This window comes from Methylobacterium sp. 17Sr1-1, assembly GCF_003173775.1.
Classification (GTDB): domain Bacteria; phylum Pseudomonadota; class Alphaproteobacteria; order Rhizobiales; family Beijerinckiaceae; genus Methylobacterium.
Genome location: NZ_CP029552.1, coordinates 5,194,937 through 5,213,678, shown reverse-complemented (window position 1 = coordinate 5,213,678; position 18,742 = coordinate 5,194,937). Strand labels below are relative to the sequence as shown.

Here is an 18,742-nt window from a genome sequence, read left to right as displayed (position 1 = left end):
GGGGAAACCCGCGCCATTCCTCGCCCCGGACAAGTCTGCCCACACGGTAGAGACGAGATGCGTGTCATATCGGCAGCACAGAGGACACAGATCCCGCCTCACGCCTTCTTCTGCCAGCGGCCGCGCTCGTCCTGCTGCCAGTAGGCGACGCTGTGGCCGGCCTCCTTGGCGCCCCGCCACTGCTCGCGGGCGTGGAGCAGGGCGTCCTGGTCGGTGCCGTCGAACAGGATGCAGATGCGCTGGTAGCTCGCCACGTCGTCGGGCAGGGCTGCGCCCTCGACCAGGAAGCGGATCGAGGCGCCATTCGGGTTGGCGTCGCGCAGGGTCAGCACCACCGGCTGGGTGGCGCAATCGGGGTCGCGGTCGGTGCCGTGGGGCAGGAAGCTCTCCTCCGAGAACACCCAGAGGTGGTCGTCGAGGGCCTGGAGCCGCTCCTCGCTCGTCGCCTGCACGGCGACGCGCCATTGCCGCTCCAGGGATTTCTCCAGGAGGCTCGGCAGCACCGTCTCCAGGGGCTGGCGCTGCATGTGGTAGAACAGGATCTCGGTCACGGTGCTCACGAGATAGGGCATCCCGGGCCGGACGGCACCGGCCCGGGATGCGATGTCCGGCCTTCAGGCCTTCGCCGCCTCTTGCGCCTGCCCCAGCAGTGTCACCAGGTCGCAGCCGGCATAGAGGTCGTGGGCGACGCCCGCCGCCCGCAAGGGGGCTTCGAGCTCGCCCGGCTTGCCGGCGAGGAAGAGCGTGGTGGCGCCGGCCGCCTTCAGGGCTTCGGCGGCGGGCACCGCCTCCTCGGCATAGACCGCGTCCGAGGAGCACAGGCAGGCGAGCGTCGTGCCCGACGCCCGGAAGGCCTCGACCAGGGCGGCGTGATCCGCAAAGCCCTCGTTCGTCACCGCCTCGAGGCCGCCGGCCTCGAAGGCGTTGCGGGCGAAGGTGGCGCGGGTGTTGAAGGCGCTCAAGGGTCCGAGATTGGCCAGGAAGACCCGCGGGCGCCGGCCGGTGCGGGCCAGGATCTCGTCGGAGGCCTCGCGCAGGGCCTCGTAGGGCTCCGCGAGGCGCCGGGACGGCAGCGCCCCCTCCGGCAGGGCGTCGGCGACCGGGGCTGGGCCGAGCACCGCCACGGGTGCCTCGTGCAGGTCCGGGAACTCGCTGGTGCCGGTGATCGGCTGGCGGCGGGTGGCGAGATCCGTGTCGCGGGCGTCCCGCAACGCCGCGAGGCGGCCGGCGAGCGCGCCGGAGCGCAGGCTCTCCGCGATCCCCCCTTCCCGCTCGATCGCCTGGAAGAGCGCCCAGGCCTCGGTGCAGAGCGCGTCGGTCAGCGCCTCGAACCCGCCCGCACCCGCGGCCGGATCGGCGACGCGCCAGAGGTTGGCCTCGTCGAGGAGGACGTGCTGGGTGTTGCGGGCGCAGCGGCGCGCGAAGGCGTCGGGCAGGCCGATCGCCGCGGTGAAGGGCAGCACCGTGATCGCGTCGGCCCCGCCCAGGCCCGCCGAGAATACGGCGGTCGTCGCCCGCAGCATGTTGACCCAGGGGTCGCGCCGGGTGGTGCTGCGCCAGGCGGTCTCGGCATGCAGGCGGATCGGCGCCGGCGTCAGGCCGCAGGCCTCCTCGACCCGTGCCCAGAGGCGGCGCAGGGCCCGGGTCTTGGCCACCGTCAGGAACTCGTCGGCATCGGCCACGAGCAGGAAGGCCAGGGCGGCGCGGGCGCGCTCCAGGCTGTGCCCGCCGGCCTCGAGCGCCCGCAGGGTCGCGAGGGCTCCGGAGAGGAGGCAGGCGAGCTCCAGCGCCTCGCCGGCGCCGGCCTCGTGGAAGGGGCGGCCGTCGGCCAGGAAGGCGCGGCCGGAGAAGCCCTGCGCCTCGAATTCGCGCAGGAGGTCGGCGAGACCGGGCCAGGACGGCACGGTCCCGGTGGCGGCCTGCACGGCGACCGGGTCGAGGCCGAGATCGATGTCGAGGGCGCCCGTGTCGTCGCCCCTTGCCGTTGCCAGGGCGAGGAGGGCCCTGGCGGTCTCGGGGGCCGCCGGGCCAGCATCGAGCCGCAGCCCGATCAGCGGCAGCATCACGCCGTCGAGCGCCGCCTCCAGGGCCTGGGGCCCGGGAAGACCGAAGCCGCGGGCGGCAGGGCTGCCTGCCATCACCAGGGTCAGGGCGTCGGCGCCGCCGTCGAGGTCGGTCAGCGCGAGCGCGTTGGCCTCGGCGGGATCCGGATGGTCGACCCGCTGGCTCACCCGCCAGCGCCCGGGCGCCGCGCGCCCGGGCTGGGGGGCGGCGTCGGCCGGCGGATAGAGCGGCTGGACCGGGATGCCGTCCGGCGTGCGGCGCACCAGCCGCTTGCCGAAATCGGCGCCCTTCAGCACCCCGTCCACCAGGGCACGCCACTGCGCCTCCGTGGCGGCCGGAAACGCGGCGGCGAGCGTCGTATCGTCCATGGCGGGTCCTCGTGGCGCGGGTCGTTTCCTGACCACGACATAGCCGCGCGACCCGCCCATGGTCGAGTGCCGTTGCGGGGACGTCGGTCCCCTTGTCGTCAGCCGAACACGATCAATCCGGCGAAGCCCGCCGCGCCGACGATGATGCGCCACCAGGCGAACAGCGAGAAGCCGTGCCGGGAGACGTAGTTGAGGAGCTTGCGGACCACGAACAGGGCCGACAGGAACGCCACCACGAAGCCGATGGCGATCAGCCCGACATCGTCCTTCGACAGGTTCTTGTAGTTGTCGAGCAGGTCCTTGGCGAAGGCACCGGCCATGGTCGGCATGGCGAGGTAGAACGAGAACTCGGTGGCGGCGCGCTTGCCCGAGCCCATCAGCATGGCGCCGACGATGGTGGCGCCGGAGCGCGACACGCCGGGGATCATCGCCAGGCATTGGAACAGGCCGATCTTCAGCGCCATCGGCAGCGAGAACTGGTGCACGTCGTCGTATTTCTGCTCGATCTCGGTCTCGTCGATGACGAGGAGCACGAGGCCGCCGGCGACCAGGGTCGAGCAGATGATCCAGGGGTTGAACAGGTAGAACTTGATGTACTTCGAGAACAGGCCGCCGATGATGGCGGCGGGCAGGAACGCGATCAGGATCGCCAGGATGAAGCGGCGGGCGTTCGGGTCGCTGGGCGCACGCCGCAGCAGGTCGAGCAGCTGGCGGAAATAGACTCCGACGATCGCCAGGATGGCGCCGAGCTGGATCAGCACCTCGAAGGTGTTGTTGGGCGATTCGAAGCCGATGAAGTGGCCGACGAGGAGCTGATGCCCGGTCGAGGAGACCGGGATGAACTCGGTCGCGCCCTCGACGAGGGCGAGCAGGACGGCCTTGCCGATGCTGGCGACGTCCATCACCGCACTCCCCGCTCAGAGATCATGCCACGCGCGGGCCCGCCCACCCTCGATGTCGCCGTCGTCATGTCGTCTGCTCTCGTGGTCGCGCCGCGGGCGGTCGCGACCGCGTCCGGCGGAGATTGGAAACGGGGCCCGGCGTCGTGCCGCGCTCTCGCCGGCGGTCCAGCGCCACCTCTATGGCAAGTCTGTGGTGGAGTGCCTGTGGTGAAGGGCGTGCCGGGGTTCTCACCCTCTCGGAGGAGCCTCGCACCAACAAGGTTGAGGCTCGGTTACCAGCCCCGGTCACCCGTGTTAAGGATGCCGAAAGTTTTCTATGAGCCGGTGACCGGACGTTAATCACGTCGGGGTCAATCCTGACACACACGACCCACCGCGAGCCGACCTTCAAGGCCAGCCAACAGACGAAGCGCGAAACGGCCCCGCATGGCGACGCTCCACCACTCCCCGTTCTGCCCGCATTCCCGCTTCGTGCGCCTGATCATGGCCGAGATGGGCATGGAGCCCCAGCTCGTCGAAGAACGCCCGTGGGAGCGCCGGGAGGACTTTTTGATGATGAACCCGGCCGGCACCACCCCGGTGCTGGTCGAGGAGGGCGGGCTCGCCGTGCCGGGCGGCGGCATCATCGCCGAGTATCTCGACGAGACCCGGGGCTTGGGGCTAGGCGGGTCGCGGCTGCTGCCGGAATCCCCGGCCGCCCGGGTCGAGGTGCGCCGGCTGCTCGACTGGTTCCTGCAGAAGTTCGACCAGGAGGTGACCGGCTACCTCGTCACCGAGAAGATCCACAAGCGCTTCATGACCTCGCAGCACGGCGGCGGCCCGCCGGACATGAACGCGATCCGGGCGGCGCGCAGCAACGTGCGCTACCACCTGAAATACATCGGCTACCTGATCTCGCGGCGGAACTGGCTGGCGGGCAGCCAATTGACCTATGCCGACCTCGCCGCCGCGGCGCACCTGTCCTGCGTCGACTATCTCGGCGACGTGCCGTGGGACGAGGACGAGATGGCACGGAACTGGTACGCGCGGGTGAAGTCGCGCCCCTCCTTCCGCAGCCTGCTCGCCGACCGGGTGGCCGGGATGGCGCCGGCCGACCATTACGCGGATCTGGACTTCTGACGCGCAAAGCCCCGCTCACCTCCGAAGCCCTTCGCCGTTTCCTCGAGACCCGCGCCCGGGCGCTGGGCTTCGACACCCTGGCGATCACCCGGCCCGATGCGGTGCCGGCTCTGCCCGAGCGCCTGGCCGCCTGGCTCGCCGCCTCGCACCACGGCACGATGACGTGGATGGAGGAGCGGACGGGGGAGCGGGCCGATCCGGCGCGCCTGTGGCCGGAGGTGCGCAGCATCGCGATGCTCGGCGTCAATGCGGCGCCCGACGGCGACCCGCTGGCGGCGCTCCAGGATCCGTCCCGCGGGTCGATCGCCGTCTATGCGCGGCGGCGCGACTATCACGACGTGATCAAGGGCAAGCTGAAGGAGCTGGGCGGTGCCTTCGCGGCCAAGGCCGGGGCCGGGGTCAAGGTCTTCGTCGACACCGCGCCGGTGATGGAGAAGCCGCTCGCCGCCGCCGCCGGACTCGGCTGGCAGGGCAAGCACAGCGTGCTGCTGTCGCGGGATTTCGGCAACTGGCTGCTGCTCGGCGCCATCTACACCACCGCCGAGCTGCCGGTGGACGCGCCCGAAAGCGACCATTGCGGCCGCTGTCGGCGCTGCCTCGACGCCTGCCCGACGAACGCCTTCCCGGCGCCCTACCAGCTGGATGCACGACGCTGCCTCGCCTACCTGACGATCGAGCATGCGGGGCCGATCCCGCCGGAGTTCCGGGTGCCGATGGGCAACCGGGTCTTCGGCTGCGACGATTGCCTGGCGGTGTGCCCGTGGAACAAGTTCGCGACCGCCACGCGGGAGACCCGGCTCCTCGCCCGCGAGGACCTGGTGGCCCCTCCTCTCGCCGAGCTCGCCCGGCTCGACGACGCGGGGTTCCGCACGCGCTTTGCCGGAACGCCGATCAAGCGCACCGGGCGGGACCGCTTCCTGCGCAACGTGTTGATCGCCATCGGCAATTCGGGGGATGAGGCGCTTGCCGGCGAGGCGGCGCGCCTGCTCGGCGACGCCTCGCCCCTGGTGCGCGGCACGGCGGTGTGGGCGCTCGCCCGCCTCGGGCGCCTGCCCCCCGCCCCGCCGCCCGACGAGGGGGATCCCGACGTGCTGGCCGAGTGGGCCTTGGCGAAAAACTCCGGAGTCCAGAGGGCGAGCCCTCTGGCGGGTGCAGGGCGGCACCCTGCATAAGACGGCATCTCCCGTGAGACAGGGCTTTTGAGCCACATGAACCTGTTCGTCTTCGGGCTCGGCTACACGGCCGGCCATTTCGTGGCACGCGAGCGCGCCCGCTTCGGCAGCGTCACGGCGACCCGCCAGGCGCCCGCCACCATCGACGGCGTGACGCTCCGGGTGTTCTCGCCCGACGAGACCGATCCGCGCATCGCCGACGACCTCGGCCGCGCCGATGCGATCCTGGTGTCGATCCCGCCCGATTCCGGCGCCGACCCGGTGCTGTCGGCCTTCGCTGACGCGATCGCCGCCGGCCCGGCGCGCTGGATCGGCTACCTCTCGACCATCGGGGTCTACGGCGATCAGGGCGGCGCCTGGATCGACGAGGCGACGCCGCCGGCGCCGACCCACCAGCGCACCCGCGACCGGGTGGCGGCGGAGGAATCCTGGCTGGCGCTCGGCGCGCGGACGGGCAAGGCGGTGCAGGTGTTTCGGCTGTCGGGCATCTACGGGCCGGGCCGCAACGCCTTCGAGAAGCTGCGCCAGGGCAAGGCGCAGCGCATCGTCAAGCCGGGCCAGGTGTTCAACCGCATCCACGTCGACGACATCGCGACCACGCTCGCCGCCTCCCTCGACCGGCCGCGGCCGGGGGCGATCTACAACGTCACCGACGACGAGCCCGCCCCGCCGCAGGACGTGACGGCCTACGCGGCCGAGCTCGCCGGGCTGCCGCTGCCGCCGGCGGTGGATTTCGACACGGCCAGCTTGAGCCCGATGGCGCGCAGCTTCTACGGCGAGAACAAGCGGGTGCGGAACCGGCTGATCCGGGAGGAGCTGGGGGTGGAGCTGGCCTGTCCGACGTACCGGGAGGGGTTGCGGGGGGTGATGTAGGGGGTGGCTACCGCTGATGGCGTCGCTTGTTCCTCCCAACCGTATGGACACTCTCTATGTCATCCCGGGGCCGCGTAGCGGAACCCGGGATCCATAACCGCTGATGTTCGAGGCCGAAGCGGACTGTGCTCAGTCTATTCCGGGGTCGTTAGCGATTATGGATCCCGGGCTCTCGACTTCCTCGAGTCCCGGGATGACGTGGAGAGATGGCGGTCTGTATGCCCGTACGATCGATGTATCGGTCAAACAGGCTTGCGGGCAGATTGACAGCTGTGGAGCGGGAGCAATCCTGATCCGCTGCAATGCCGATGCGTGCGGAACAAGACACTGGCCTATAGCGAAGGTTGGATACGGCTGGGATTGAGAGTAGCCGAGAGCCATTGGGGATACATTTCCTTCCGCTTCTTCCCCTTTCCCGGACGACTGGAGCGGTAGCGAAAGGAGATCCGGGATCCAGCGCAAAAAGTCGCGAAGCGTCTTTGTGTCTGCAACGGTGCAAACTTCAGAGCCGCTTCGCGGCCCTTTTCGTGCTGGATCCCGGATCTCCTTCCACTTCGTTTCAGTCGTCCGGGAAAGGGGGAGAAGCGGAAACGGAGTTGCTGGCCCACGGACCTCAGTCGCGCTGAATCTTCGCTATAGGCCAGTGTCGTGTACCCTGGCCGATGCGTCGGCGCTCATGTCACGCCTGCCGGGCGATGGCGACTGGATCGACCGAGACCTCCTGCTTCAGGGTGCGCAGCGCGAAGACCGAGCGCGACTGGCGGATACCGCGGATCCGGTAGAGCTTTTCGCGAAGGAACCGCTCGTAATGCGCGGTGCCGCTGACCGCGACCTTGATGATGTAGTCGTACTCGCCCGTCACCAGATGCGCCTCCAGGACTTCCGGGATGCGCAGGATCTCGACGCCGAAGGCCTCCAGCACCGAATCGTCGTGCTTGTCGAGGGTCACCTCGACGAAGACCACGTCGGGGATGCCGAGCGCCCGGTGGTCGAGCACCGCGACGTAGTCGCGGATCAGCCCCGCCTCCTCCAGGCGCTTGAGCCGGGTCCAGCACGGCGATTGCGACAGGCCGACGCGCTCGGCGAGGCCCGCGATGGTCAGCCGGCCGTCCGCCCGCAGGGCGCCGAGGATCCGGCGGTCCATGTCGTCGAGCCGGTGCGGCTCCGCGCCCTTCGCGGGGGCCTGTGCGCGCCCGGAACGCCTGTTCGGCGAATCTGCCTTCGATGCCATCATCTGTTCTCCGGAAGCCGGCTTTAGCGTCGAAAATCGGCGAGGACCATCCGGCCGGACCGGGCTACAAGGGAGCCAAATCAAGCGTCGCGGGAGGACGCGCATGGCTCGTGAGCAAGGCCACATCATCGAGATCCGGGCCCGGATCCTGCACGCCTTCGACGGCGTGACGCGATTGCTCGGCGAGGTCGAGCGGGCCGGATACGCCCTGCGCAACCTCGCCCTCGACGCTGAGGGCGCCTCCTCCGCCGTCACGCTGTCGATCCTGGTCCCGGACGGGACGGACCTCTCCTTCCTCGCCGCCCGCCTGTCGCGCCACCCGGCGGTGGTCGAGGCGCGGGTCGGCGCGCCGTCCTGACCTCCCCTCACCCAAGGGACTCCCTCATGCCGCCAGACGCCCCGAGCCCCGAGTCTCCCCTGAACCTGCATGCCCCTTTGAGCCTTCACGTCCCCGAGCCCGCCGTCCGCCCGGGCGGCAACCCGAGCTTTTCCGATCTCGACATCCCGGAGGCCGGTGCCGTCCGCCGGCCCGAGGTCGATGTCGCGGCGGCCGACATCCGCGACCTCGCCTACACGCTGATCCGGGTGCTCGATGCCGAGGGCAAGGCGGTCGGTCCCTGGGCCGGCTCGCTCACCGACGAGGAGCTGCTCGCGGGCCTTCGCGACATGATGAAGCTGCGCGCCTTCGATGCGCGCATGCTGATGGCCCAGCGCCAGGGCAAGACCTCGTTCTACATGCAGCATCTCGGCGAGGAGGCGGTGAGCACCGCCTTCCGCCGGGCGCTCGCGCCCGGGGACATGAACTTCCCGACCTACCGGCAGGCGGGTTTGCTCATCGCCGGCGGCTATCCGCTCGTCGACATGATGTGCCAGATCTACTCGAACGAGAACGATCCGCTGCACGGCCGCCAGCTGCCGGTGATGTACTCGGCCAAGGATCACGGCTTCTTCTCGATCTCCGGCAACCTCGCGACGCAGTACATCCAGGCGGTCGGGTGGGCGATGGCCTCGGCGATCAAGAACGACTCGAAGATCGCCGCCGCCTGGATCGGCGACGGCTCGACGGCGGAATCCGACTTCCACGCGGCGCTCGTCTTCGCCTCGACCTACCGGGCGCCGGTGGTGCTCAACGTCGTCAACAATCAGTGGGCGATCTCGACCTTCCAGGGCTTCGCCCGGGGCGGCTCCTCGACCTTCGCGGCGCGCGGCCACGGCTTCGGCATCCCGGCGCTGCGGGTCGACGGCAACGATTATCTGGCCGTCCACGCCGTGGCGAAATGGGCGACGGAGCGGGCGCGGCGCAATCTCGGGCCGACGATCGTCGAGTACGTCACCTACCGGGCCGGCGCGCACTCGACCTCCGACGATCCCTCCGCCTACCGGCCGAAGACCGAGTTCGACGCCTGGCCGCTCGGCGATCCGGTCAAGCGCCTGAAGGATCACCTCATCGCCCGCGGCGCCTGGTCGGAGGAGCGCCATCGCCAGGGCGAGGCCGAGATCCTCGACGAGGTCGTGGCCGCCCAGCGCGAGGCCGAGACCCACGGCACGCTGCATGCCGGCGGCAAGCCCTCGCCGCGCGACATGTTCGAAGGAGTGTTTTCGGAGATGCCCCCTCACCTGCGCCGCCAGCGCCAGCAGGCGGGGTACTGACATGCCGCGCCGCACGATGATCGAGGCCATCCGCGACGCGATGGCCGTGGCGATGGAGCGCGACGACGACGTGGTCGTGTTCGGGGAGGACGTCGGCTATTTCGGCGGCGTCTTCCGCTGCACGCAAGGCTTGCAGGCCCGCTTCGGCAAGAGCCGCTGCTTCGACGCGCCGATCAGCGAACTCGGCATCGTCGGCGCCGCCGTCGGCATGGCGGCCTACGGCCTGAAGCCCTGCATCGAGATCCAGTTCGCCGACTACATGTACCCGGCCTACGACCAGATCGTCTCGGAGGCGGCGCGCCTGCGCTACCGCTCGGGCGGCCAGTTCACCGCCCCGATGGTGGTGCGGATGCCGACCGGCGGCGGCATCTTCGGCGGCCAGACCCACAGCCAGAGCCCCGAGGCCCTGTTCACCCACGTGGCGGGCCTGAAGACCGTGGTCCCGTCGAATCCCTACGACGCCAAGGGCCTCCTGATCGCGGCGATCGAGGATCCCGACCCGGTGATCTTCCTGGAGCCGAAGCGCCTCTATAACGGTCCCTTCGACGGCCACCACGACCGGCCGGTGACGCCCTGGGCCCGCCACGACCTCGGCGAGGTGCCGGACGGGCACTACACCGTGCCCCTCGGCAAGGCGGCGATCCGGCGGGAGGGCAGCGCCGTCACGGTGCTGGCCTACGGCACCATCGTGCACGTGGCCGAGGCCGCCGCGGCCGAGACGGGCATCGACGCGGAGGTGATCGACCTGCGCACGCTGCTCCCCCTCGACATGGAGACGATCGAGGCCTCGGTGCGCAAGACCGGGCGCTGCGTCATCGCCCACGAGGCGACCCTGACGTCCGGGTTCGGCGCCGAGCTCGCCGCGCTCGTGCAGGAATCCTGCTTCTACCACCTGGAGGCGCCGATCGTCCGGGTCGCGGGCTGGGACACGCCCTACCCGCACGCCCAGGAATGGGCCTACTTCCCCGGTCCCGAGCGCGTCGGCCGGGCCCTGCGCGCCGCGATGGAGGGCTGACTCATGGGCTTTCGCATCGTCAAGCTGCCGGATATCGGCGAGGGCGTGGCCGAGGCCGAGGTCTCGGCCTGGCACGTCAAGGTTGGGGACGTGGTCCGCGAGGACCAGCCGCTCGCCGACGTGATGACCGACAAGGCCACCGTCGAGATCCCGTCGCCGGTGAGCGGCACCGTCGCGGCGCTGGGCGCCGAGGCCGGCCAGATGCTGGCGGTCGGCGCCGAATTGGTGCGGCTCGAGGTCGAGGGCGGGGACTCCGCGCCGGCATCCGGCGTCGCGGTGACGCCCGAGGTGGCGAAGGCGCAGGACGCGGCCGCCGGCCAGCCGGCCGCCGCCCTGGTCCCGGCCGCGGACGGCCTGGAGCCGGCCCAGCCCGCGCCGGCTCCGCAGTCCGCCGCGGCAACCAGCGTCGCCTTGGCCCCGAAGCCGGCCGAGCCGCCGAAGCCGGTGCCGGCCAAGCCCGCGGCGCCCGCCCCGCGGCCCGCCGCGGCGCCCTCCTCCGGCCCGCCCCGCCCCGCCGGCGAGAAGCCGGTGGCCTCCCCGGCCGTGCGCCGGCGCGCGCTCGATGCCGGCATCGACCTGCGCCAGGTTCGCGGCACCGGTCCGGCGGGGCGCATCGGCCACGACGATCTCGACGCGTTCCTCAACGCCCCGCCGGAGGACGCCGCCCCCGCGCCCGCCGGCCGCGTCGCCCGCACCGGCGTCGAGGAGATCAAGGTCATCGGCCTGCGCCGGCGCATCGCCCAGCGCATGGCCGACGCCAAGCGCCGCGTCGCGCATTTCTCCTACGTCGAGGAGGTCGACGTGACGGCGGTGGAGGAACTGCGCGCCGCCCTCAACCAGCGCCACGGCACGAGTCGCCCGAAGCTCACGCTGATCCCGTTCCTGGTCCAGGCCCTGGTGCGCGCCCTGCCGGACTTCCCGCAGATGAACGCGCACTACGACGACGAGGCGGAGGTGATCCACCGCCATGCGGGGATCCATGTCGGCATCGCGACCCAGACCCCGTCGGGCCTGATGGTGCCGGTGCTGCGCCACGCCGAGACCCGCGACGTGTGGAACTCGGCCGCCGAGGTGCGCCGCCTGGCGGAGGCCGCCCGCAACGGGCTGGCCGCCCGCGACGAGCTCTCGGGCTCGACCATCACCATCACGTCGCTCGGCGCGCTCGGCGGCATCGTGACGACGCCGGTGATCAACCGGCCGGAGGTGGCGATCATCGGCGTCAACAAGCAGGTGATGCGCCCGGTCTGGCGCGACGGCGCCTTCGTGCCGCGCCTGACGATGAACCTCTCGGCGTCCTTCGACCACCGGGTGGTCGACGGCTACGACGCCGCCCTGTTCGTTCAGGCGCTGAAGGGCCTGCTCGAGACGCCCGCGACGTTGTTCATGGAGGCCTGACCCGTGGGCGAGATCACCACCAAGCTCCTGGTCCTCGGCGGCGGCCCGGGCGGCTACGTCGCGGCGATCCGCGCCGGCCAGCACGGCATCGACACCGTCCTGGTCGAGGAGAACCGGCTCGGGGGCACCTGCCTGAACGTCGGCTGCATCCCCTCGAAGGCGATGATCCACGCCGCCGAGGCCTTTCACGCGGCCGTGCTCCAGGCCGAGGATGCCTCGCCCTTCGGCCTCTCGGCCGGCCCGCCGAACCTCGACTTCACCCGCACGGTGGCGTGGAAGGACGGCATCGTCGGGCGGCTCAATACCGGGGTGGCGTCGCTCCTCAAGCGCGGCGGGGTCAAGATCCTGCGCGGGCGCGGGCAGATGGCCGACGGCAAGACCTGCCTCGTCGAGACCGATACCGGTCCCGAGCGGGTGCGGGCCGAGCACGTGATCCTGGCCACCGGCTCGATCCCGGCGGCGCTCCCGCACATCCCCTTCGGCGGGCGCGTCATCTCCTCGACCGAGGCCCTGTCGCTCCCCAAGGTCCCCGCCACGATGGCGGTGGTGGGCGCCGGCTATATCGGCCTCGAACTCGGCACCGCCTTCGCCAAGCTCGGCGCCAAGGTCACGGTGGTCGAGATGGCCGAGCGGATCCTGCCGGCCTACGATGCCGAGCTGACCCGGCCGGTGGCGCGGCGCCTGGGCGCCCTCGGGATCGAGGTGCTCCTCGGCGCCAAGGCGACCGGTCTCTCGGGCGATGCGCTCGCCGTCGAGGTCGGCGGCGAGGCCCGAACGATCCCGGCGGAGGTGATCCTGGTCGCGGTCGGCCGCAAGGCGCGCACGCAGGATCTCGGGCTCGACCGGCTCGACCTCGACATGAGCGGGCCGTTCATCCGCATCGACGAGCGCTGCGCCACCTCGATGCGCAACGTCTGGGCGGTCGGCGACGTCACCGGCGAGCCGATGCTCGCCCACCGCGCCATGGCGCAGGGCGAGATGGTGGCCGACCTCGTGGCGGGGCGCCGCCGCGCCTTCCACAAGGTGGCGATCCCGGCGGTCTGCTTCACCGATCCGGAGGTGGTCTCGGCCGGCCTCTCGCCGGAGGAGGCCCGGGCGGGCGGCCACGAGATCCGCACCGGCCTGTTCCCCTTCGCCGCCAACGGCCGCGCCATGACGCTCGGCGCCGAGGACGGCTTCGTGCGGGTGACGGCCCGGGCCGACAACCACCTGCTGCTCGGCATCCAGGCGGTGGGCGCCGGCGTCTCGGAACTGGCGGCGGGGTTCGGCCTCGCCCTGGAGATGGGGGCGCGTCTGGAAGACATCGCCGGCACGATCCACGCCCACCCAACCCTCGGCGAGGCTTTTCACGAAGCGAACCTGCGGGCCCTCGGCGAGGCCCTGCACATCTGACGCGCGACTGCTGCAAGGCGGAGCCATGCGTGTGGGGCGGCCCCGCCAGCGAAGCGGGGTCGCGCTTCAGCGAGCGCAGGCGAAAGCCGGGTTCTGCCGGAATGGCGGCCAGATCCCGGTCCGCTTGGCTTCCTCGTAATACCCGTCGCACCCGGCGGCGTAACGCGGGTCCGATCGCGCCACGCAACCTTGATGAATCTCCTGGCAGGTTCGCATTCCAGCCTGTGCCGGTCGTCCTTGCTGTGCCGAAGCCCCGGTAACCGGCAGAAGGACTGCGAGCATCAGTATCGAAGCGCGGATCATCATTGCTGTCTCCTTAAATCACGCTCCAGTCGTAGCGTGACGAGCTGTTCCAGCATCCTCCATCTGGGGTATGCGCGAGGGATCTGGCCGCTCGCGGCCCGAATGGTGCGACCTCGATGGGGCGATGCATTGCGGAATGAACCGGCTCGATTGTTTCGTGCCGGCCTGGAATGGGATAGACTCGGCTTGACGCAATCCAGCCGCGTTTCCGCGGCGACGCCACATCCGGACCGGCATGTCGCTCGACGACGAACTCAGCCGCCTGATCTTGCGCATCCACGGGGTGCCCCTGGGCGATGAACCGTGGATTTCGGTGGCGAGCGCGGTCGCCGAGCGACTCGGAGCCTACGGGGTCACGGCGGTGCTGCATCGGGCGGACCGTCCCGAGGTGCTGGCCTCCGCGATGGCGGGGTATCGCGACCTACCCTTCGACCGCATCCTGTCCGAGTACGCCGAGCACTATCACGCGGAGAATCCCCAGGCCCTGTTCGAGCGGGCCCGGCCGGGGGCCGACCACTACCTCGACGGTCTCGACCCGGTCTTCACGGCAGAGAACTACCCGGATTTCTCTCGGTGGGAGGCCGACCGGATCGGCATCCGCTTCCACGCCACGGGGTATTGCCGGCCGGCCGAGGACTTGACCTACGCCTTTGCCTTCTCCGGCTCGGCGCGGACCGGCCCGTTCTCGGGCGAGCAGGTCCCGCTCTTCCACGAGCTGATGCGCCACCTGCGCCGCGCCGTCGCGACGGCCCACCGCCTCGGCACGCTCACCGGTACGGCGCCGCTCGAGAGCGAGTTCGAGGCCTATCTCGAGGGATTGCCGCAGCCGGCCGCGATCCTGCACGGCGATGGCGGGCTCGCCTTCGCCAATTCCGCCCTGCTGGCCCTGTCCAGCGCCCGTGACGGCATCCTAGTGCATTGACTCATTCGGATAGTGCAGCTTTGCCATTGACGGCATCGAGGATGGCCGTGGCCGGCTTGGTCCAGACGAAGGGCTTCGGCCTGTCGTTGTGCTCGGCGATGTAGCGGTTGATCGCTGCTTGCAGGTCGACGATCCCGCTGAAGCTGCCCCGTTTCAGCCTTCGCCGGGTCAGGGCGGAGAAGAAGCCCTCGACCGCGTTCATCCACGAGGCCGAGGTCGGGGTGAAGTGGAAGATCCAGCGCGGATGCCGGGCCAGCCAGGCTCGCACCTTCGGGTGCTTGTGGGTGGCATAGTTGTCCAGGATCACATGGATCAGTTTGCCGGCCGGCACCGCGGCCTCGATGGTGTTGAGGAAGCGCAGGAACTCGTCGTGGCGGTGACGCTGCATGCAGCGGCCGATCACGGTACCCTCCAGCACGTTGAGCGCGGCAAACAGCGTCGTAGTGCCGTGACGGACGTAGTCGTGGGTCTGGGTCTCGGGGCGACCTGGCATGAGCGATCGGCTCGGACGGGTGCGCTCCAGGGCCTGGATCTGGCTCTTCTCGTCGAGCGAGAGCACGACGGCGTGGCGCGGCGGGTCCATGTACAGGCCGACGATGTCCTCGACCTTCTCGGCGAAGGCCGGATCGTTCGAGCGCTTGAAGCTGCGCACCCGATGCGGCTGGAGGCGATGGGCATCCCAGATACGCTGGACGGACCGCAGCGAGATCCCGACGGCTTGCGCCAGGGCGCGGCCGGTCCAGTGGGTGACCTCACCGGGCGGCTCGGAGCAGGTCAGCGCCAGCACCTCGGCGACGGTGTCGGTGGAGTGGGGCGGCTTGCCGGGCGGACGGGTCTTGTCGCGCAACAGTCCCTCGACGCCTTCTTCGGCGTAGCGCTGTTGCCAGCGCCACACCGCGGGTCGGCTGACGCCGGCCTGCTGGGCGACGTCGAGGACGGAGAGGCGTTCGGCCGAGAGCAGGACGATGCGGGCGCGCTGAATATGCTTGAGGGGCCGCGCCCGATCGGCGACGATGGCGGACAGGTCCGCCAAGTCGGCGGCGCTGGGGATCACGCAGACAGTCTGAGCCATACCTCAGACTCGCATACCTCACGCCTGCCGTGAATCCTCTGAATGCGTCAATGCACTAGTGACGACGACCCAGCTGCGGCTGCTGCGGTCGGCCGACCAGCTCCGCTTCGCTCAGCTCTGCGCGGCGGCACGTGCGCTCGTAAGCGGGACGGCGGAGGGGAGCCGGTTCCTCGCGGTCGCCCGTCCGGACGGGCGGCGGCCCTACATCGTGACCGTCTCCCCGCTGGCGCTTGGCCCGGCGCGACCCGGCTTCCCGGTCCGAATGCTGGTGACCGTGACCGATCTCGATCGCGGCCGAAGGATCGCGCCCGACCACCTCGTGGCGGCCTTCGGTCTCACGCGGGGCGAGGCCGGTCTCGTCTCCCTGCTGTTCGAGAGCGGCCACCTCGACGCCGCGGCGGCAGCGCGCGGCGTCGCCATCGCGACCGCTCGTAGCCAGCTCAAGAGCGTGTTCGCCAAAATCGGCGTGACCAGCCAGGGCGAGCTGATCGCGCTCGTCGCCCGATTTGCACGGTGACCCGGGGCGCGGCCGGCGCAGGCGGCGAATCGCGCCGTGATGTGCGAGACCTTCGCTCGGTGCAGGCCTCGGAGGGACGAGGGGTGAGCGAGAAGAAGCGCCGGGCCACGGCCGCGGAGATCCGCGACCGGGCCTTCGGCGACGTGATCGAGTGGCTGGAATACCGCGTCGCGGTCTGCCGCGACGGGCTGGAGCGCTACACCGCCTCGCACGGCGCCGACAGCCGGGCCGCGGCGGCGGAGCGCGCCGCGGCGTTCGAGGCCGAGCTGATCCTGCGCGAGATCGGCAAGCTGGCGCGCGAGGCGCCCCGCACGAGGGCGTTCCGCGAGGCGGCCGAGGCGCGCCGCCGCTTCGTCGCCGCGCAGCGCGAGAGGGACGGCGGGGTGGACGCGCCGGAGGAAGCCTGACGGGTCGCCGCCGCGGCGCCGCGCGGCCCGGGCACACGAAGAATTTTCCGCCTCAGCATTGAATAGATCCGGGCCTGCGTGAAATACTGCGAAGACGGCCCTGGCTGAAGACGGGCCGCGATCCAGGGAGAATCGCCATGACGGGCCGGGGCTCGAAACGCCTGGGGAGATTCGTGTCCGTGCTCGCTCTCTGCCTCGCGGCGCAAGGCGCGCGCGCCGAGGTGAAGACCGGGCCGGTTCTGATGCATTGGGGCCCGTGCGAGGCCTCCGGCGCCGTTCCCTACCCGGCCGGCAGCTTCGGCGACCGTTTCCTGGTGGTCGACGACGAGAGCAACGCCTTGCGCGTCTACAAGGCCGACGAATCCGGCCCGCCGCTGATGCTCAAGGGCGGCGACCTCGACGCGGCGCTCGCGACCAGCGGCCGCGAGGAGCCCGCCACGGCCGACCTCGAATCGCTGGCCTGGCTCGGCAACGACTTGGTGCTGATGGGCTCCCACGCCCGCGATGCGGAAGGGCGCACCCGCGAGGCCTCGCGCCAGATGCTCGCCCTCACCGTCGGCGGCGACCCCAAGACCCCGGCAGTGACGCCGAAGGGCAAGCCGTTCCAGGGCCTGGCCAAGGCGATCGCCGACCTCGACCCGCGCCTGTCCGAGCGCATCGCCGTCGATCTCGCGACGAAGGCGAGCCTGAGCCCGCGGCGACGGGGCTTTGCCATCGAGGGCCTGAGCCCGACGCCCGACGGGCGCGGCCTGTTCGTGGGCCTGCGCAACCCGCTCAACGCCGACAACGACGCCCTGGTGGTGCCGTTCGAGAACCCGTCCGAGGTGCTGGCGGGCGGCGCGGCGCCGAAGCTCGCGAAGCCGGTCGCCCTCGACCTCAAGGGCCGCGGCATCCGCGACATCGCCTACGTGCCGGGGCTCAAGGCGTATTTCCTGATCGCCGGCGGCTCGGGCAGCGGCGGCGAGGCCGCCGACCTCTACCGCTGGTCCGGCCAAGCCGGCGAGGCGCCCTCCCGCGTGGCGGGCGTGGCGGAGGCGCTGGCTGCGCTCCCCGACTTCCAGCCCGAGGGCCTGATCGTCGCCGCGGACGGCAAGAAGGTGCAGCTGATCAGCGACGACGGCGACATCTGCCCGGCGCGCAAGCCGCAGGGCTTCCGGAGCGTGGTGCTGGAATTGGAGTGATACCAGATCCGGACGATCACTTCCGGATCTGGTATCCCAAGCCCGCACGGTTGGGCCCACGACTCCACACACCTGAGCGAATCCGGAATCTGCATTGCGAAAGCGATCCGACAGGATCGTCAAAAGCAATCAATCAGATCTCTTATGAGAGCCTGTTTGCATCGCGAGGACAGCACCAAGAGACACTTTCCTCTCCCACCCGCAACTTCATCCTGAGGTGCGAACGGAGTGAAACTCGATGAACTTCTCCTTCGAGGTCGGTCGATTTTCAATCGATTGACACCTCGGGATGAGGCTGTAGGTGGGATAATAACAATCCATCACTCAAACAGATTCTGGGACGCGGCTTGGTATATCTCACAAAACTCCAGCCGCGCTTATGCCCCATAGCGAGCGACGGCGGTGACTGGGAGCCTTTCGAGATGCTCGTGGTTGTTCTACCCGTGGTCTGACGCCTCCGCACCCCGGGCTACTGGCTTGCGGCATCCGCGCGGATCAGAAGCCAACAGGCTTGGCCTTTCAAAAATTTAGAAATTTTATATTATGATACTATATTTGCCGAGTTTGGCACGGGCGATTGCTTCCTTTGCGGAATTCAAGTTCAGCGCCTCGCCCGGGGGGGCGGAAATTTTTACGACAAAAGGAGACATCTGTTGTCGGAATTTGCACGATCAAGGGACGATCTGGCCCAAGGGACTTGGTATATCGTCCGATCTACGCTCGGTTTATGGCGCAACCAAGCTGGCGCAATTTCGTACTGCATGTTGCCGGATGGTTCGGTCGGCGATTTCGTGACCGTGCAGAAGACTAATGGGAGCAACCACATCATCGGGGTGGACAGACCTATCGATCAGGAAGGGTGGCAGTGGCAATGGCGAGGCGTTCAGCCGCTGACGATCCTTCTACGAAGCCGCTGGTGCTTCGTTGCTGGTGACGCAGAGGCTGGATGGGCGGTTACGTTGTTCGACAAGACGATTTTCACTGCCGCGGGGATCGATGTTTATTGCCGCACGCCCACCATTGGTGCACGGGCGCTGGCAGCCGCCACTTCCGCTTGTGCTGCCGACGTGCGAACCAGAGATCAGGCAGGAAGCCTCTTCGAACCCCCGCCTTGGCGAGCCTGAACGGAGGTGAAACCTCGCTCCTGTCTCAATCACAA

18 protein-coding genes are annotated in these 18,742 nt (G+C 69.9%); 13 read left to right on the top strand and 5 right to left on the bottom strand.

All coding sequences use genetic code 11. The features are described from left to right. Positions 1 to 98: 98 nt before the first annotated feature. The 3 genes from DK412_RS23685 to DK412_RS23675 all read right to left on the bottom strand — a co-directional run bounded on the left by DK412_RS23685 (position 99) and on the right by DK412_RS23675 (position 3,334). A complete protein-coding gene (locus tag DK412_RS23685) occupies positions 99 to 551 on the bottom strand; it encodes a DNA polymerase III subunit chi (RefSeq protein WP_109975453.1) in 453 nt (150 codons plus the stop codon). Between the two features lie 63 nt (positions 552 to 614). Next, the gene (locus DK412_RS23680; RefSeq protein ID WP_109973965.1) at positions 615 to 2,432 is read right to left on the bottom strand and encodes a methylmalonyl-CoA mutase family protein; all 1,818 of its coding nucleotides are present in this window, start codon (positions 2,430 to 2,432) and stop codon (positions 615 to 617) included. Positions 2,433 to 2,530: 98 nt separating this feature from the next. Next, on the bottom strand, positions 2,531 to 3,334 hold the full coding sequence (locus DK412_RS23675) for an undecaprenyl-diphosphate phosphatase (protein WP_109973964.1): 804 nt from the start codon (positions 3,332 to 3,334) through the stop codon (positions 2,531 to 2,533). Between the two features lie 426 nt (positions 3,335 to 3,760). Here DK412_RS23675 and DK412_RS23670 point away from each other — a divergent pair, with 426 nt between their 5' ends. From DK412_RS23670 to DK412_RS23660, 3 genes are read left to right on the top strand one after another with little or no spacing between them, the layout of a single operon-like run. After that, on the top strand, positions 3,761 to 4,453 hold the full coding sequence (locus tag DK412_RS23670; RefSeq protein WP_109973963.1) for a glutathione S-transferase family protein: 693 nt from the start codon (positions 3,761 to 3,763) through the stop codon (positions 4,451 to 4,453). Then, on the top strand, positions 4,450 to 5,625 hold the full coding sequence (queG, locus tag DK412_RS23665; protein ID WP_280953995.1) for a tRNA epoxyqueuosine(34) reductase QueG: 1,176 nt from the start codon (positions 4,450 to 4,452) through the stop codon (positions 5,623 to 5,625). Before DK412_RS23670 ends, queG begins: the two co-directional genes overlap by 4 nt. A gap of 36 nt (positions 5,626 to 5,661) precedes the next feature. After that, positions 5,662 to 6,498, top strand: coding sequence for an SDR family oxidoreductase (locus tag DK412_RS23660; RefSeq protein ID WP_109973961.1), 837 nt, complete (start codon positions 5,662 to 5,664; stop codon positions 6,496 to 6,498). Between the two features lie 679 nt (positions 6,499 to 7,177). Here DK412_RS23660 and DK412_RS23655 read toward each other — a convergent pair. After that, positions 7,178 to 7,642: an Lrp/AsnC family transcriptional regulator gene (locus DK412_RS23655; RefSeq protein ID WP_245447215.1), complete on the bottom strand. Its 465-nt coding sequence runs from the start codon at positions 7,640 to 7,642 to the stop codon at positions 7,178 to 7,180. A gap of 190 nt (positions 7,643 to 7,832) precedes the next feature. On the opposite strand from DK412_RS23655, the gene DK412_RS23650 reads away from it, so the two are divergent. From DK412_RS23650 to DK412_RS23625, 6 genes are all read left to right on the top strand, one after another. Next, the gene (locus DK412_RS23650; RefSeq protein ID WP_109973960.1) at positions 7,833 to 8,087 is read left to right on the top strand and encodes a hypothetical protein; all 255 of its coding nucleotides are present in this window, start codon (positions 7,833 to 7,835) and stop codon (positions 8,085 to 8,087) included. A gap of 59 nt (positions 8,088 to 8,146) precedes the next feature. After that, positions 8,147 to 9,379 (top strand): 3-methyl-2-oxobutanoate dehydrogenase (2-methylpropanoyl-transferring) subunit alpha, encoded by a 1,233-nt coding sequence (locus tag DK412_RS23645; protein ID WP_109975451.1) that lies wholly within the window; start codon positions 8,147 to 8,149, stop codon positions 9,377 to 9,379. A 1-nt stretch (position 9,380) separates the two neighbouring features. Next, a complete protein-coding gene (locus tag DK412_RS23640) occupies positions 9,381 to 10,394 on the top strand; it encodes an alpha-ketoacid dehydrogenase subunit beta (protein ID WP_109973959.1) in 1,014 nt (337 codons plus the stop codon). 3 nt (positions 10,395 to 10,397) lie between these two features. Next, on the top strand, positions 10,398 to 11,789 hold the full coding sequence (locus DK412_RS23635; RefSeq protein WP_109973958.1) for a dihydrolipoamide acetyltransferase family protein: 1,392 nt from the start codon (positions 10,398 to 10,400) through the stop codon (positions 11,787 to 11,789). 3 nt (positions 11,790 to 11,792) lie between these two features. Next, on the top strand, positions 11,793 to 13,181 hold the full coding sequence (gene lpdA / locus DK412_RS23630) for a dihydrolipoyl dehydrogenase (protein WP_109973957.1): 1,389 nt from the start codon (positions 11,793 to 11,795) through the stop codon (positions 13,179 to 13,181). A 538-nt stretch (positions 13,182 to 13,719) separates the two neighbouring features. After that, the gene (locus DK412_RS23625) at positions 13,720 to 14,406 is read left to right on the top strand and encodes a hypothetical protein (protein ID WP_109973956.1); all 687 of its coding nucleotides are present in this window, start codon (positions 13,720 to 13,722) and stop codon (positions 14,404 to 14,406) included. Position 14,407: 1 nt separating this feature from the next. Here the strand turns inward: DK412_RS23625 and DK412_RS23620 are convergent, their stop codons facing one another. Next, positions 14,408 to 15,478 carry an IS630 family transposase gene (locus DK412_RS23620; RefSeq protein ID WP_204165432.1) on the bottom strand — a complete coding sequence of 357 codons (1,071 nt, stop codon included), beginning with the start codon at positions 15,476 to 15,478 and terminating at the stop codon, positions 14,408 to 14,410. 58 nt (positions 15,479 to 15,536) lie between these two features. Here DK412_RS23620 and DK412_RS23615 point away from each other — a divergent pair, with 58 nt between their 5' ends. The 4 genes from DK412_RS23615 to DK412_RS30335 all read left to right on the top strand — a co-directional run bounded on the left by DK412_RS23615 (position 15,537) and on the right by DK412_RS30335 (position 18,707). After that, positions 15,537 to 15,995, top strand: coding sequence for a hypothetical protein (locus DK412_RS23615; protein ID WP_109973955.1), 459 nt, complete (start codon positions 15,537 to 15,539; stop codon positions 15,993 to 15,995). An 83-nt stretch (positions 15,996 to 16,078) separates the two neighbouring features. Next, positions 16,079 to 16,402 (top strand): hypothetical protein, encoded by a 324-nt coding sequence (locus tag DK412_RS23610; protein WP_109973954.1) that lies wholly within the window; start codon positions 16,079 to 16,081, stop codon positions 16,400 to 16,402. Positions 16,403 to 16,575: 173 nt separating this feature from the next. Continuing rightward, the gene (locus tag DK412_RS23605; protein ID WP_245447213.1) at positions 16,576 to 17,583 is read left to right on the top strand and encodes a DUF3616 domain-containing protein; all 1,008 of its coding nucleotides are present in this window, start codon (positions 16,576 to 16,578) and stop codon (positions 17,581 to 17,583) included. 653 nt (positions 17,584 to 18,236) lie between these two features. Beyond that, complete coding sequence (locus DK412_RS30335) at positions 18,237 to 18,707, top strand: hypothetical protein (protein WP_162596284.1); 471 nt, start codon at positions 18,237 to 18,239, stop codon at positions 18,705 to 18,707. Positions 18,708 to 18,742 lie beyond the last annotated feature (35 nt).